Origin of the sequence: Vibrio sp. VGrn 2 (assembly GCF_009361695.1) — a bacterium.
Lineage (GTDB): Bacteria > Pseudomonadota > Gammaproteobacteria > Enterobacterales > Vibrionaceae > Vibrio > Vibrio diabolicus.
In genome coordinates this window covers 103,735-119,002 of record NZ_RBWD01000011.1, presented here as the reverse complement: position 1 = coordinate 119,002, position 15,268 = coordinate 103,735, and the positions used below count along the sequence as shown (strand labels likewise).

10 protein-coding genes are annotated in these 15,268 nt (G+C 45.8%); 4 read left to right on the top strand and 6 right to left on the bottom strand.

Annotation, left to right across the window (positions count from 1 at the left end):
* The first annotated feature begins 248 nt into the window (after positions 1–248).
* Positions 249–719, top strand: coding sequence for a ribonuclease regulator (locus D8S93_RS17560; RefSeq protein WP_152814495.1), 471 nt, complete (start codon positions 249–251; stop codon positions 717–719).
* Here the strand turns inward: D8S93_RS17560 and D8S93_RS17555 are convergent.
* Positions 716–1,198, bottom strand: a complete 483-nt coding sequence (locus D8S93_RS17555) for a putative 4-hydroxy-4-methyl-2-oxoglutarate aldolase (protein ID WP_005396309.1) — start codon at positions 1,196–1,198, stop codon at positions 716–718. The genes D8S93_RS17560 and D8S93_RS17555 overlap by 4 nt on opposite strands.
* Before the next feature lie 55 nt (positions 1,199–1,253).
* Complete coding sequence (locus D8S93_RS17550; RefSeq protein ID WP_031780532.1) at positions 1,254–1,661, bottom strand: DUF3293 domain-containing protein; 408 nt, start codon at positions 1,659–1,661, stop codon at positions 1,254–1,256.
* Positions 1,662–2,022: 361 nt separating this feature from the next.
* Here D8S93_RS17550 and arcA point away from each other — a divergent pair, with 361 nt between their 5' ends.
* Positions 2,023–2,739 (top strand): two-component system response regulator ArcA, encoded by a 717-nt coding sequence (gene arcA / locus D8S93_RS17540; RefSeq protein ID WP_005381824.1) that lies wholly within the window; start codon positions 2,023–2,025, stop codon positions 2,737–2,739.
* 83 nt (positions 2,740–2,822) lie between these two features.
* On the opposite strand, the gene D8S93_RS17535 is transcribed toward arcA, so the two are convergent.
* The 4 genes from D8S93_RS17535 to D8S93_RS17520 form a co-directional block, all read right to left on the bottom strand.
* Complete coding sequence (locus D8S93_RS17535; protein ID WP_006742686.1) at positions 2,823–3,272, bottom strand: hypothetical protein; 450 nt, start codon at positions 3,270–3,272, stop codon at positions 2,823–2,825.
* A 1-nt stretch (position 3,273) separates the two neighbouring features.
* Positions 3,274–5,628, bottom strand: coding sequence for an aerobic respiration two-component sensor histidine kinase ArcB (arcB, locus tag D8S93_RS17530; RefSeq protein ID WP_047009095.1), 2,355 nt, complete (start codon positions 5,626–5,628; stop codon positions 3,274–3,276).
* Between the two features lie 241 nt (positions 5,629–5,869).
* Positions 5,870–7,618: a sensor domain-containing diguanylate cyclase gene (locus D8S93_RS17525; RefSeq protein WP_152814493.1), complete on the bottom strand. Its 1,749-nt coding sequence runs from the start codon at positions 7,616–7,618 to the stop codon at positions 5,870–5,872.
* A gap of 35 nt (positions 7,619–7,653) precedes the next feature.
* On the bottom strand, positions 7,654–8,613 hold the full coding sequence (locus D8S93_RS17520; RefSeq protein WP_047009093.1) for a TIGR01212 family radical SAM protein: 960 nt from the start codon (positions 8,611–8,613) through the stop codon (positions 7,654–7,656).
* A gap of 552 nt (positions 8,614–9,165) precedes the next feature.
* Here D8S93_RS17520 and gltB point away from each other — a divergent pair.
* Both gltB and D8S93_RS17510 read left to right on the top strand, forming a co-directional pair.
* Complete coding sequence (gltB, locus tag D8S93_RS17515; protein WP_152814491.1) at positions 9,166–13,716, top strand: glutamate synthase large subunit; 4,551 nt, start codon at positions 9,166–9,168, stop codon at positions 13,714–13,716.
* On the top strand, positions 13,716–15,185 hold the full coding sequence (locus D8S93_RS17510) for a glutamate synthase subunit beta (RefSeq protein WP_152814489.1): 1,470 nt from the start codon (positions 13,716–13,718) through the stop codon (positions 15,183–15,185). Before gltB ends, D8S93_RS17510 begins: the two co-directional genes overlap by 1 nt.
* The last annotated feature ends 83 nt before the right edge of the window (positions 15,186–15,268 follow it).

Sequence of the window (15,268 nt, the reverse complement as noted above, 5' to 3'; positions counted from 1 at the left end):
TGTAGGGGGCTCATCCCATCGTCATCAGTCTCACTTTTTACTCCATAACTAGTCTGATCTTCGTCATAAAGCGTAAGATCAAATTATGAAAGGGAGTTGTTGACACTTAACAACAACTTAACTGTGACCTATGTTCACAGGATCGAATTATTTAGAAAATAGGTGAGCTAGCTTTCATATTCTATGCTTTAATAGTGAGAAGCTTTGGGCACATACTAATAAAAAAGTTGACACAAGGAGTGGTGAGCATGAAAAGAGGACTTTTTCTGTTGCTGTTTTTTGTGCCTGGCGTTTGTCTAGCAAACGAGCTTCCGCCTCTTCCAGGCAAAACATCCCCTTCTCCTCATAAACTATTTATTTCCAGCGACAGCTATCAATCTGACAGTTTCGATGTTTGGAATATCGACACGGGTTATGCGTACGAACTATTTGACTCAGTAGACGTTTACGTCGGTGCACGAGTCAACAACTCTCCAACCCAAAACCAAAGCGGTTTTTTGAGTGGGATCAGCTATCACTTCAATGATCGTGTCACACTAAAAAGTTCGGTTCGCTCTTACAAGAATGAGACTGCGGAAGGTATTCGCCAAGAAGACAGCAGCCTCGCAGCTGAAGTCTCAAGTCGCGTAAAAATCACCGATAAACTGGATCTTCACGCGACTCTTGATTACCAAGATTGGCAACAAGGTATTGAGGTAGGTTTAGGCTTTCGTTTTTAGAAATCTAATTTTTGCTTTGAAATCAACACACCATTCCAATCAGCGTACACATAATGCTTCGGCTGCACGATTTGGTTTTGCATCGTTAAAGTCACATTGACCTCTCCCATACCTCGCTTCTCTGTCTTAAACGGATTGGTACCAAGTGCTTGCACGCCAATGTCCATCTGAGATATTTGTGCTACATCGCGTATTGCACCATAGACAATAATGCCTTCCCACCCATTTTCTATTCCGAGTATTGCTAATTGATCGCCAAGCAATGCTTTCTGACACGAACCATGTCCGTCAACAATCAATACTTTCCCCGTTCCATCTTCGCCCAGTACTTCACGTACTTTTGAGTTGTCGTGATAGCAACGCACTGTGACAATTTCTCCGTAAAAAGCGGTGCGTTGACCAAAGTTCTGCAGTGGCAAAGTAAGCAGGGTAACTTGGTCTTCAAATTGGTCACAAATATCGGGTGTAATGTCTCTCATATTTCCTCCGTGAATTTTCTCACCCAAGCAGTGCTTCGGTGAGTAGTATCCTTTCCTATACGAGTCGAGGCTTAAGGGAGCCTAACTTATGCAACACTTTCGGCTGTGAGCACGCAATAAGGTAAAGTTGATCATCAATGACGTAGTAAATCGCGTTTTGTTGAAAGTCATTCGCCAATGCGACCGCCGCCTCTGGTGATAACTCGACGGCAAAGCTTTCCTCATACCATGTAAAAGAGCTGTCACCTACTGTGATAGGCGCGTAATTAACGTGCTGTAGCAGTGTTTCTAATGCTTGATTGCTTATGCAGTTCTCTTCTTTGGACCGCAAATTACTGTATGGGTTCCAAGCGGTTATCACAGCGTAGTTTGAAACGCACCACTCGGCCTCGAATCTGAAAAAAGATTCTGAATAAGCATTCCATAACGATGCGTCTATGTTCGTATTACTTTTTTCTATCATAAGTCTTAAACGATTAATAACAGTTACATTTCATCAATTGATATAAATCAACAAACTGAATGGAATTAACATTTGAGCATTGTTAGCATGCTGTTAACAATATAAAATCCGCTCCATATCTTAGGGTGTTTACGTTTCAGGCCCCACAGAAAGCGGGAAATGAAAGGTAAACAAGCCCTTTAGAATAAACGTCGCCATTGGATACTGGTGAGTTGGCAAAATTCCATGGAGGGCGGATAACTGAAAGAAGTGTTTTTTTGATCAACTTGATTTATTATCAAAATCACATTACCTGTATGTTATATTTTTGCCTAGAATTTATTCTATTAGCACAATTTTGTCACAAATTTAGGTACCGCCAATGCAAACCCCGCAGATTCTTATCGTTGAAGATGAGCAAGTAACTCGTAACACTCTTAAGAGTATTTTTGAAGCAGAGGGATACGCTGTTTTTGAAGCCAGTGACGGTGAAGAGATGCACCAAGTGTTGTCTGACAACTCAGTCAACTTGGTTATTATGGACATTAATCTTCCAGGCAAGAATGGCCTTCTGTTAGCGCGTGAACTACGCGAACAAGCGAACATTGCTTTAATGTTCCTGACAGGCCGTGACAATGAAGTGGACAAGATCCTAGGTCTTGAGATTGGTGCAGATGACTACATCACTAAACCATTCAACCCACGTGAACTGACTATTCGTGCTCGCAACCTACTTAGCCGCTCAATGAGCTCTAACGCGGTGCAAGAAGAGAAACGCTCAGTAGAAAAGTATGAATTCAATGGTTGGGTACTGGACATCAACAGCCGCTCTCTAGTAAGCCCTGCTGGTGATAGCTACAAGCTCCCTCGCTCTGAGTTCCGAGCTCTACTTCACTTCTGTGAAAACCCAGGTAAGATTCAAACTCGTGCCGATCTTCTTAAGAAGATGACTGGCCGTGAACTTAAGCCGCATGACCGTACTGTAGACGTAACGATTCGTCGTATTCGTAAACACTTTGAGTCTGTTTCAGGCACTCCTGAAATCATCGCGACTATCCACGGCGAAGGTTACCGCTTCTGTGGCGATCTAGAAGACTAATTGAATCGCTAATACGCAAAGGGCTTGCTCATTGAGCAAGCCCTTTTATTTTGGGTTTAGCAATTAGCGGACAATCACTGAGTCTAATAAACCTTGTTAATCTTCACGTATTTTTCCACTAACCAGCGCTGTTTACCTGCGTCGTCTAAAAGTACCGCGATATCAACCGATTTTTCTGTGTCTGCGTCTACCTGAGACGTGAAAGCTACTTCCCATTGGCTCTCACTATGAGTTCGAGTTTCTAAAGAGTCTTCATCCACCCACCACTCTTTTTCCCCTTGCTTGATGATAAGCGCTTCGGCAGTCAGGTTGGCTGGGAGTAACTGGTCTCCTTCAAGGTAAAGTGATCCTTGAATGCTTTGCTCTTGCACTTCCCCAACGGTCGGCATCAGGTTCACCCATAAGTTACTTTTGAGCTCGACATTCACCTGGTTAATCGTAATCTGACTGTTTTGTTGCCAGTTCACACTTGGAACGGAACTGCAGCCAGCCATCAATGCTATAACCAACGCCAACGGTGCGATTTTTTTCATGTTATTTCCTTTGTTCCAACCAACTTTTGAGGACTTGAATATCGTTTTGGTATTCATTTTTGATCTCTTCAACCCAGTCTGAAATGTTTTCCCACCATGCTGGCATATCGGGAGATTGCGCTTTCTGCGCCACACTTTGGATACGTTTGAGGCCAATCGAACCTGCAGCGCCTTTAATTTTATGCGCTTCAGAAACAATCCCATCTTGATCTTTTGCCGTCATGTTTGAGTCTAAGACATCAATATAGTCTGGCATCATGTCTTCAAACATTTTTATGCTGTCGTAGACCGGCTTGGCACCAACAATGTCGACGTAAGACTCTAACATATCCATATCGAGCAAGTGTGTCTCAATCACAGGAGAAGGAGTCGGCTCTTCCACTGTTTCTGGAACGCTCTCAGGTTGCTCTTGCTGCTCTACCTGATGCGCGAAGAATTTATCAATTACAGACTGAATGGCGTTCACAGCAAGCGGTTTACTGATGGCATCATCCATGCCGTTATCTAAGTATTCACGACGATCTTTCATCACATTAGCTGTTAGGGCGACCAATGGAGGCAGATTGTTATAATGCTCGCGATAATAATTTGCGACATCAAACCCCGTCATATCAGGCAGCTGAATATCCAACAACGCCAAGTCATATTTTTCTGGCACAAAGTTCACGAGCGCTTCTTGTCCCGTCATCGCCACGGTAACGGAGTGCCCTAAGCTCTCAAGCAACGATTTGGCAACAGTGACGTTAAGCTCAATGTCTTCGACCATAAAGATGTTGAGATGCATATTGTCGCGTTTTGCATCAATGACAGGTTCTTCGAGTTCCACAATAGGAACGTGAATCGATACGGTAAAAGTACTACCAAAACCCTCTTCACTAGCGACAGTAATGTCACCATCCATCATATTGATCAGTTGCTTAGATACCGCCAAACCAATGCCTGTACCGACCGCATGTAGGTTGTCTTTGCCCGACTTCACTTGGTAATACATGGCGAAGATTTTATCGAGCTCATCTTCAGGTATACCAATACCTGTGTCTTCCACTTCCATAATAATGGTCGCAAAATCGTCTTCTACATCCGCGCTCACCGTCATCACAACGCCACCTTCTTTGGTAAACTTCATTGCGTTGCTGACCAAGTTCCAAATTACCTGACGCAAACGGGTCGCATCCACTTCAATTGCTTTTGGTAAATCACTCAAACGTTCTAAGTCAAAACGCAGCCCTTTTTGCTCCGCCATCAAAGCAGAGATGCTTTCAATCTCAGCGACGAAGTCTTCGAAGTTAAGTGGCGCAGGTAATAGTTCTAGCTTGCGGCGATCAAACTTATCCATATCGATAATATCGTTGAAGATGTTTCCTAGCGTAATCGCACTCACATTGATGGTCTGCATGTGTTTGCGCTGCTCTTCTGTCAACGGACTATCGAGAAGCATGCGACTTAAACCCACAATGCCATTTAGTGGCGTTCGCAGTTCATGACTGATGGTTGAGATGAAAGTAGTCTTATCACGGCTTGCTTTCTCTAACGACTCTTCATGACGTTTACGTTCAGTGATGTCACGGCCAAAACCTACCAATCCAAGGTGACGACCATCTTTGCTGTAAAACGGCACTTTACGCAGTTCAAAGTAGTGCTTGCGTCCATCAGGATACTCTAGCCACTGCTCGTAAGTGATGGCTTGATTATCGGCGAAGACCTTTTGGTCAGTATCAACGATGTGCTCAGCGATTTCTTTGCTATACACATCCCAAGGGCTTAATCCGACTAACTGGTGCTCTTTCTTGCCTGTTAGCTCTTCCATTGCCCGGTTACAACCGGAGAACACACCATCGGCATTGCGGTAGTAAATTAAGTCTGGCGAGGCATCAATAAATGAACGCAGTAGTGCAGTGCGTTCCGCCAGCTCTAACTGAGTACGCTCTCGTTGGAACACCTCGTTTTCGAGATCTTGCATCGCCTCTTCTCGAGCTTCTTCTGCTTTAATACGCTCTTCAATTTCTTGGTTGAGCTTTTCGATGTTTTGTTGCAGTTGATAATTCAGTTCTTGGTCTCGCGAGCGCATGTCTTTCAGTTTGGACACCAACTTGGTTAAACGCTGGCGAGACTCTTCTAGCTGATCAACAACAACAGAAAGAAAATAAACCGCCCAAGGTGTAATCAAGAGACCAAAAAACACCGAACGGACAATGTCGATATCGTCGACTCGCCCCTTGAGAGCTAAAGTAATCCCCACCTGCACCACAACGGCTAATGCCACCAGCGCAAGGGCCAGCAAAATCGAGAAACGAACAATCCCCAGTTTGACTAGCAAGTCGACATAATACTGGGCGAGATTTTTCATGGGTTTCATTAACTACTCCATGGTGCTGGCTAGATGTTGCCCTTCAATGATAAAAAACGAGCAGACATATTCGGCCTAACGCAATTTAGGTCTGTGTGATTAGTGAAAAATACGTAGTGCGAACTGCGCTTGCTAAACAAGATAAAAAGATAAGTTAACCAACGAACGCACAGGCTTCGGTAAGTTTAACGTGTTTAATACGGCGATTTAAACAATCAGCTATCAACTTAGAGCAAGCGGTCACAAAGCGTTAGCAAGAACTGGGGTGAATACAGGTGCGATTACGTCCATCCGCTTTGGCTTGGTATAGCGCACTGTCAGCCATGGCAATACCCATTTCCGGTTCATCACCATGTTGAGGAATATAAGAGACAAGACCGATACTGACCGTGAGACGTTCCGATGCTTCTGAGCTGTCGTGCTCCATATCGAGTTGTCGAATTTGTTCATGAATACGCTGCGCTACATTGCTCGCGCCTTCCGTTGTGGTATTCGGCAGGATAAAACCGAACTCCTCACCACCATAACGCGCAACACAATCCGAAGAGCGATTGATGACTTTTGTGAATACGGTAGCAACACTGACCAATGCTTCATCACCTTGTTGATGGCCGTAACAGTCGTTGTAATCTTTGAAAAAGTCGATGTCACACAACATGATAGTGAGCGGCAGCTTTTCGCGGGCATGGTGGTACCATAGTACCTGCAGTTGTTCATCGAAGCGGCGTCGGTTCGATACCTGAGTTAAGCTGTCCATAAAGCTCAACTTTTCTAACTCTAAATTGGCTCTCTCCAACTTTTGTTCGGCAAGGTAACGTTCAGAAATATCACGCGCCATGATCAGCACACCATTCGTTCCTGAAGCTTTATCTTTAAAGGGCGATTTCACCACATCAAACCACGTACTTTTGCCATCACTGCTAACGACTTTATCTATGTATCGGACAGGCTCTGACTGACGCAATGCATCTAAATCACTAGCAGCTAAGCGAGCGTACATCTCTTCAGGAATGACATCTTGAAGGCGCTTACCGATCAAATCAGACACGTCTGAAATACCTAATGCATTAACGAACGGTTTATTACACGCTTGATAGACCATATTCTCATTGAAGATACCGATAGAGTCAGGGCTAGCGTCAAGAATAGTTTGTAAGATGGTATCCCTTTGCGCCAACGCAACTTCTGTATCTTTACGGCGCTCCATTTCATCTCTCAGGTTTTGCTGCATTTTGTGCCACTCGGTCACATCATGACTAATGGATAATGTACCGATAAGCTCACCACTCGGTGACACAAGGGAATTTTGATTCACTTCCAATAAGCAACTGCGACCTTGTGGATCCGTCGTCCACTTGCGCTCACTCTTTCTGGTAGCCTCGCCCATGGAAGCCTTTGATGCGCAGGCTTCTTCCCTTCGCCCTTCCCAAAATTGATCAAATGCTCGGTTCGTCGTTAATAAATTCCCTTGGCGATCTTGGGTACAAATTAACTCAGAGAGTGAGTCTAGTGCCGAACGGGCAATCGTTAATTGCGCAAGCTCTTGTTGCTGCTCTTGATGAGTGGCTTGATATAGCTGCGCGTAGATGATCCAAACACGGTGATTGCGCAGCAAACTCTTTCTTCCTGACAACTCCACCTTGATAGATTCGCTTTCAGATAAGCGCCAATCAAATACCTGCTGGCTAAAATGACGACTAGAGACACTGTCGAGAAACGACTCAAGCTCACGAATATCGAATAAAGCGGGATACAAATATCCCGTGCCTAGAGAGCGAATACCTAATAACTGCATCGCAGCTTGGTTAGATAACAAGATCTGAGCATGGCCAGTATCCAGCACTATGACTGGATAGGGTGAATCCGTTACGAGTTGCTTAAGTGATGTTTGAAAGTGCAAATAGATCAGTGCTAACGCGCACACGCTAGCAATTAATAACAAGACGACATAGCCATAACCGCCTTGACCATCCCAAAGCCAATTGAGTAACTGATCCATCGTTTAAACCTTTAAAGAAAACTGGTTAAAATATATCAGTTATTTATTGAGCGATCTGCTATTAATTCCGGTTTAGTATAGATAAAAGCGTTTCCCGTTAGGCTTCCTTGAGCACCATGCTCACTGAGGGCTCGACCAATTTCAGTCATCGCCAGCCAGCGATTTTCACACCACAGTGGCGATAATAAGGTAGGTCTACGAGCTGCTGATGAAACGCGATGGTAAATCACGTCCGGTGGCGTCATACGAATCATCTCACTGGCAATTGCGACATATTCTTCTAGCTCTGGCGCCTCTAATCGTCCTGCACGCCACGCTTTCGCCATGGTGCTGCCTTCCACAATATGCAAGCCATGTAACTTAATGCCATCCGTGCCCACGGCTAACACTTTTTGCAGCGTCTCAATATTATCGTCGCGGCTTTCTTTCGGTAATCCAACAATTAAATGAGTACAGACTTTAATACCTAGCGCACGCGCACGCTTGGTGATCTCGGCATAACATTCGAAATCATGACCGCGATTGATGCGCTTAAGGGTGTCGTTATTAGCGGTTTGAAGCCCTAACTCTAGCCAAATTTCATAACCTTGCTGTACATAGTCAGACAGCAAATCTAATACGGCATCAGGCACGCAATCTGGACGAGTCCCGACACACAATCCCACAATATCAGCCGCTTTTAGTGCTTCTTCATACATATTTTTCAGCACTTGCACTTCCGCATAAGTACTGGTGTAAGCCTGAAAATAAGCGAGATACTTCTTCGCTCGATGAATTTCGCCCGCACGATCTTTCAACTGATCGTGAATACTCTTTATCTGTACTTCTTCATCCGCAAACGAAGCCACATTACAAAAAGTACATCCTCCCCGACCAATCGTGCCATCTCGGTTAGGGCAACTAAATCCACCGTGCAACGTTAGTTTATGGACTTTTTCACCGTATCGACGCTGAAGATCTTGGCCGATTGTATTGACCAACTCATGTAACTGCATAAATTCTCACCAACAATGAACCGTAATCAATCTCACTACGATCTGTGTAAATAAATTACATCCCTGCAAGAAAAAACACACAATACTAGTCAATTCAAACAAACATCATACGGCTCAAAATCAATAAACCTGCATAAATACAGATAAAAAACGTTCATGTTGCGTAAATGTTAAACTAAAAATGCATAATTAAACGAAAAAATTGGGTCACAACGTCGACTTTTTCATTGCATTCTGAAGTGACAAAATTGTAGGATACTTACACAACCCCGTTATTTTTGTGACTTTTATTACAAAGTACACTGCGGGATTTGTCGGTGTTATCCCACTCCTACCTATATAAATCACTAAATAGTGGCAATAAATAAAGGGATACCACCAAGGATTGTTTTTCTCGCAAAACTTTTCCTGCGAGATACGGAAAGGAATCAAGATCGGTCAACCTAGATCGGTGGCGATAATAAATATAAAGGACAAGACGTAATCAATGGTCTAGGTGGCATTTGCCTGCCTGGTGCTTTTGCGTCGACATTGAACTGGAAGGATGTATCTATGGTAGATAGAGAGCAAAATCCACAGGGTCTATATACTCCTGAATTGGAGCATGACGCGTGTGGTATCGGTTTTGTTGCTCACCTTAAAAACCGTAAATCTCATGAAGTAGTGACTCAAGCATTGGATATGCTAGCTCGCATGGAGCACCGTGGTGGTCAAGGTTGTGATCCATGCAGCGGTGATGGTGCGGGTATCTTGCTACAAAAACCTCATGAATTCCTATTAGAAGAGGCCGTTAAGCTCGGCATTAAACTACCTTCATTTGAAAAGTATGGTGTGGGTGTCGTACTTTTCCCGAAAGACGAATACAAACGCGAGCAATGCCGTGACATTCTAGAACGCAACGCTCAGCGTCTAGACCTTGAAGTTATTGGCTACCGCGTATTGCCAACCGATAACTCAATGATCGGTGCCGACCCGCTAAGCACAGAGCCTCAGTTTGAGCATGTGTTTATCTCTGGTGGTCCAGGTATTACACCTGAAGAGCTAGAGCGCAAACTGTACGTACTTCGTAACTACACTGTACGTGTTTGCCTAGAAAGCGTTTCGAACATTGGTGATGACTTCTATATTAACTCTATGTCTTACAAGACATTGGTGTACAAAGGTCAGTTAACGACCGAGCAAGTACCTCAGTACTTCCTTGATCTGCAAAACCCGACCATGGTGACCGCACTGGCACTGGTACACTCTCGCTTCTCTACCAACACCTTCCCGAAATGGCGTCTTGCACAACCTTTCCGTTACATTGCCCACAACGGTGAAATCAATACAGTTCGAGGTAACTTGAACTGGATGAAAGCCCGTGAGGCGATCATTGAATCCGATCTATTTACCCAAGCTGAAATCGACATGCTGCTTCCTATTTGTCAGGAAGGTAGTTCGGATTCATCTAACTTTGACATGGCTCTTGAGCTCCTAGTTCTTTCTGGTCGCAGCCTGCCGCACGCATTGATGATGATGATCCCGGAAGCATGGCAAGAAAACAAAAACATGGATCCTAAGCGTCGTGCGTTCTATCAATACCACGCGAACATCATGGAACCATGGGATGGTCCGGCTTCAGTATGTTTTACTGATGGTGTTCAAGTTGGTGCGACACTCGACCGTAACGGTCTGCGCCCTTCTCGCTACACAGTGACCAAAGATAACTTCCTAGTAATGGCATCAGAATCTGGTGTTGTGGATATTGAGCCAGAGAACGTTGAGTTCCGCGGTCGTCTACAACCAGGTCGCATCTTCGTTGCAGACTTAGAGCAAGGTCGCATCATCTCTGATGAAGAAGTGAAAGACACCATCGCAACAGCGCAGCCTTACGAAAAGTGGGTAGAAGAAAACCTACTGAGCTTGAAGAAGCTGCCAGATGCGAGCAACCAGTTCAGCCAACCTAAGCCAGAACATCTTCTACACCGCCAACAAGCGTTTGGCGTAAGTACTGAAGAAGTGAACGAAATCATCGTTCCAATGGCGAATGACGCAAAAGAACCATTGTCAGCAATGGGTGCCGACTGGCCTCTTGCAGTTCTATCTCATCAGTCTCAACATCTTTCAAACTACTTCAAGCAGCTGTTCGCACAGGTAACTAACCCACCGATTGACCCGATCCGTGAGCGTATGGTGATGTCGCTGAACACTTACTTGGGTAAAGACCAAAACCTTCTGACTGAAACACCACTTCACTGTCAGAAAGTCGAATTGGAATCGCCTGTTCTGGCGAACTCTGAGCTTGAGAAACTGCGTGCTATTGACAACGAGCATCTTCAGGCGAAGACACTGGATATCGTATTCCAAGCCAGTGAAGACCAAGGCAAGCTTGAGCGCGCACTAAAACGTATCTGCCAATACGCAGAAGATGCGGTTATTGATGGTTACTCAATCATCCTGCTAACTGACCGTGCTGTGAACTCAAATCACGCGGCGATCCCAGCCATGCTGGCAGTTGGTGCAGTGCATCACCACTTGATCCGCAAAGGTCTACGTGCGAAGTGTGACATCGTGGTTGAAACTGGTGACGCGCGTGAAACGCACCACTTTGCAACGCTAATTGGTTACGGTGCCAACGCCGTTAACCCATACCTAGTGATTGAAACCATCATTGAGCTTCAGCGTACGAAGAAGCTGGACCCAGAAGCGAACCCTCGCGATCTGTTCAACAACTACCGTAAAGCGATCAATGGCGGTCTTCTGAAGATCTTCTCGAAGATGGGTATCTCAACCCTGCAGTCGTACCACGGTGCGCAAATCTTCGAAGCCTTAGGTATTCATAAGTCAGTGGTAGACAAGTACTTCACAGGTACAGTTTCTCGTATCCAAGGTCTCACCCTTGACGATATTGCTAAAGAAGTGCTCGTTCGTCACCGCATCGGTTATCCACAACGCGAAATCCCAATTCAAATGCTGGATGTGGGTGGTGTTTACCAATGGAAACAGCGTGGTGAGAAGCACCTATTCAACCCAGAAACCATTTCTCTCCTACAAGAGTCGACGCGCAACAAGAACTACGATCAGTTCAAGCAGTACGCGACAGCAGTCGATAAACAAGGTGACAACGCGGTAACTCTGCGTAGCCAGCTAGAATTCATTAAGAACCCAGCCGGTTCTATCTCTATCGACGAAGTCGAACCAATTGAAAGCATCGTGAAACGCTTCGCGACGGGTGCTATGTCATTCGGTTCTATTTCTTACGAAGCACACTCCACACTAGCTGTTGCGATGAACCGTCTTGGCGCGAAATCGAACTCTGGTGAAGGTGGTGAAGACCCAATGCGTTTCGAGCGCAAAGAGAACGGCGATTGGGAACGCTCTGCAATCAAGCAGGTAGCTTCGGGTCGTTTCGGCGTAACCTCTTACTACCTAACCAACGCTGATGAGCTACAAATCAAGATGGCTCAAGGTGCGAAACCAGGTGAAGGTGGTCAGCTACCAGGTGATAAAGTAGATGACTGGATCGGTGCTACACGTCACTCTACTCCAGGCGTCGGTCTTATCTCGCCGCCACCACACCACGATATCTACTCAATCGAAGATTTGGCTCAGCTTATCTACGATTTGAAGAACGCGAACCGCGCGGGTCGTGTAAACGTGAAGCTGGTATCGGAAGCTGGCGTAGGTACGATCGCTTCTGGTGTTGCTAAAGCGAAAGCGGACGTTGTACTTATCGCAGGTTTCGACGGCGGAACTGGTGCATCACCAATGTCTTCAATCCGTCATACTGGTCTTCCTTGGGAGCTTGGCTTGGCAGAAACACACCAAACCCTACTGAAGAACGGTCTACGTAACCGTATCGTGGTTCAAGCGGACGGTCAGATGAAGACACCTCGCGACCTTGCTGTGGCAACACTACTAGGTGCAGAAGAATGGGGCGTAGCAACCGCAGCATTGGTGGTTGAAGGTTGTATCATGATGCGTAAGTGTCATAAGAACACCTGTCCTGTTGGTATCGCAACTCAGAACAAGACGCTTCGCGAGCGCTTTGATGGTCGCGTAGAAGACGTCGTAACCTTCTTCCAATACATGGCACAAGGTCTACGTGAAATCATGGCTGAACTTGGCTTCCGCACTATTGATGAGATGGTCGGTCAAGGTCAGAAGTTGAAGATTCGCCAGGACGTTTCTCACTGGAAATACAAGAACCTAGATCTGTCTCCTGTTCTACACGTTGAACAGCCACGTGAGTCAGACGGTATCCATAACCAAACGCAGCAGAACCACAACCTAGAAGAAGTGCTAGACCGCAAACTGATTCAAGCGGCGATTCCTGCACTCGAGAAAGGCGAAGCGGTAAATGCCGAGTTCCCTATCGTCAACACGGACCGCTCTGCAGGTACCATGTTGTCGAACGAAATCTCGAAAGTGTACAAAGATGCCGGTCTACCTCAGCCAATGAACGTGAAGTTCAAAGGTTCTGCGGGTCAGTCATTCGGTGCATTCCTCGCTAAGGGCGTGAAGTTTGAAGTGGAAGGCGACGCGAACGACTACTGGGGTAAAGGCTTATCTGGCGGTACCTTAGTACTTTACCCAGATGCGAAATCAAGCATTGTCGCGGAAGACAACATCGTGGTTGGTAACGTGTGTTTCTACGGTGCAACTTCGGGTGAGTCTTTCATTCGCGGTATGGCTGGTGAACGTTTCTGTGTTCGTAACTCAGGCGCGAAAGTAGTAGTAGAAGGCGTCGGTGACCACGGTTGTGAATACATGACTGGCGGTGCAGCCATCATCCTTGGTTCAACAGGTCGTAACTTTGCTGCAGGTATGAGTGGCGGCGTGGCTTACGTATGGGATAAATCAGGCGACTTTGAGTCAAAACTGAACCCAGAATTAGTAGACCTAGATCCAATCGAGCAAGAAGACAGAGATCTATTACTCGACATGCTAACTAAGCATGTTCAATTCACAGGAAGTGAAGTCGCTCAGTCTTTCCTAGACAACTTTGAAGCTAGCCTAGCCTCTATGGTTAAGGTAATGCCGCGTGACTACAAAGCGGTTCTTCAAAAACGCAAAGCTGAAGCACAGTCTCAAGGAAACGAAACTCAAGCGGAGGCCGTATAATGGGTAAGCCTACTGGATTTTTAGAGCATGGTCGTGAACTACCACAGAAGATCGACCCAGCTGAACGCATCAAGAACAACAAAGAGTTCGTTCTGAACGAGGAGTTTGGTGACAAGATCAATACTCAGGCTTCTCGTTGTATGGATTGTGGTGTGCCGTTTTGTCATAACGGCTGCCCTATCGGTAACATCATCCCAGAGTTTAACGATGCGGTTTATCGTGATAGCTGGGAAGAAGCATGGAACATTCTAAGCTCAACCAATAACTTCCCAGAGTTCACTGGTCGTGTTTGCCCTGCTCCGTGTGAAAGTGCTTGTGTACTTGGCATCAACCAAGACCCAATCACTATCTGTAATATCGAGAAAACCATCGTAGAAACGGCGTATCGTGAAGGGTACGCCAAACCAAAAACACCACGTTCTCGCACAGGCAAAACCGTTGCGATCATTGGTTCGGGCCCTGCTGGCCTTGCGGCTGCTGAGCAGCTAAACAGCGCCGGTCATACTGTGACGGTATTCGAGCGTGACGAGAAAGTAGGCGGTCTGCTGCGTTTTGGTATCCCAGATTTCAAACTGGGTATGGACGTGATTGATCGTAAGATCAACCTGATGGCAGAAGCGGGTATTGAATTCAAAGTTAACCAACATGTTGGTGTTGATGTGAATGCTCAGCAACTGCGTCAAGAATTCGATGTGGTTCTACTGACGGGTGGTTCAACTGTTCCTCGTGATTTGCCAGTTCCGGGTCGTGAGCTCAAAGGCGTTCACTTCGCAATGGAATTCCTAGGTCAAAACAACCGACGTGCAAATAACATGGACCTGAAAACGGAAGAGATTCACGCAAAAGGTAAACATGTGGTTGTCATTGGTGGTGGTGATACCGGTTCAGACTGTGTAGGAACGTCAAACCGTCACGGCGCAGCAAGCGTAACTCAAGTGGAAATCATGCCGATTCCACCAGAGAAGCGCCCAGCCAATATGCCTTGGCCTCAATACCCAATGATCCTACGTACTTCGACCTCTCATGAAGAAGGTGTCGATCGTCACTGGAACATCCTGACCAAAGAGTTCATCGGAAATGACAAAGGTGAAGTCACAGGCCTTCGTCTTGCTGATATCGTTTGGCAAGATGCAAAACCAGGCGAGCGCCCAAGTTTCAAAGAAGTAGAAGGCAGCGAGCGAGTGATCCCATGTGATATGGCATTCCTAGCAATGGGCTTCTTACACCCAGAACCTACAGGCGTGCTTGCTCAACTGGATATCGCGCTAGATGATCGCGGTAACGTAGCAACTCAAGGTTTTGCTACTAACCAAGAAGGCGTATTTGCTGCTGGTGATATGCGAACAGGCCAATCTTTGGTGGTTCGTTGTATCAACGAAGGTCGCGAATGTGCTCGTGCTATCGATGACTACCTAATGGATGGCACAAACCTAGAAGCAAAAGCAGATTCACTGATGCTTTCTGCTTAACGGAAGTATTCACGCTTCCCTCTTTCAATGCCATAAATAGCCATCAGCGATATCGATGGCTATTAGCAAAGAAAGAAAACAAT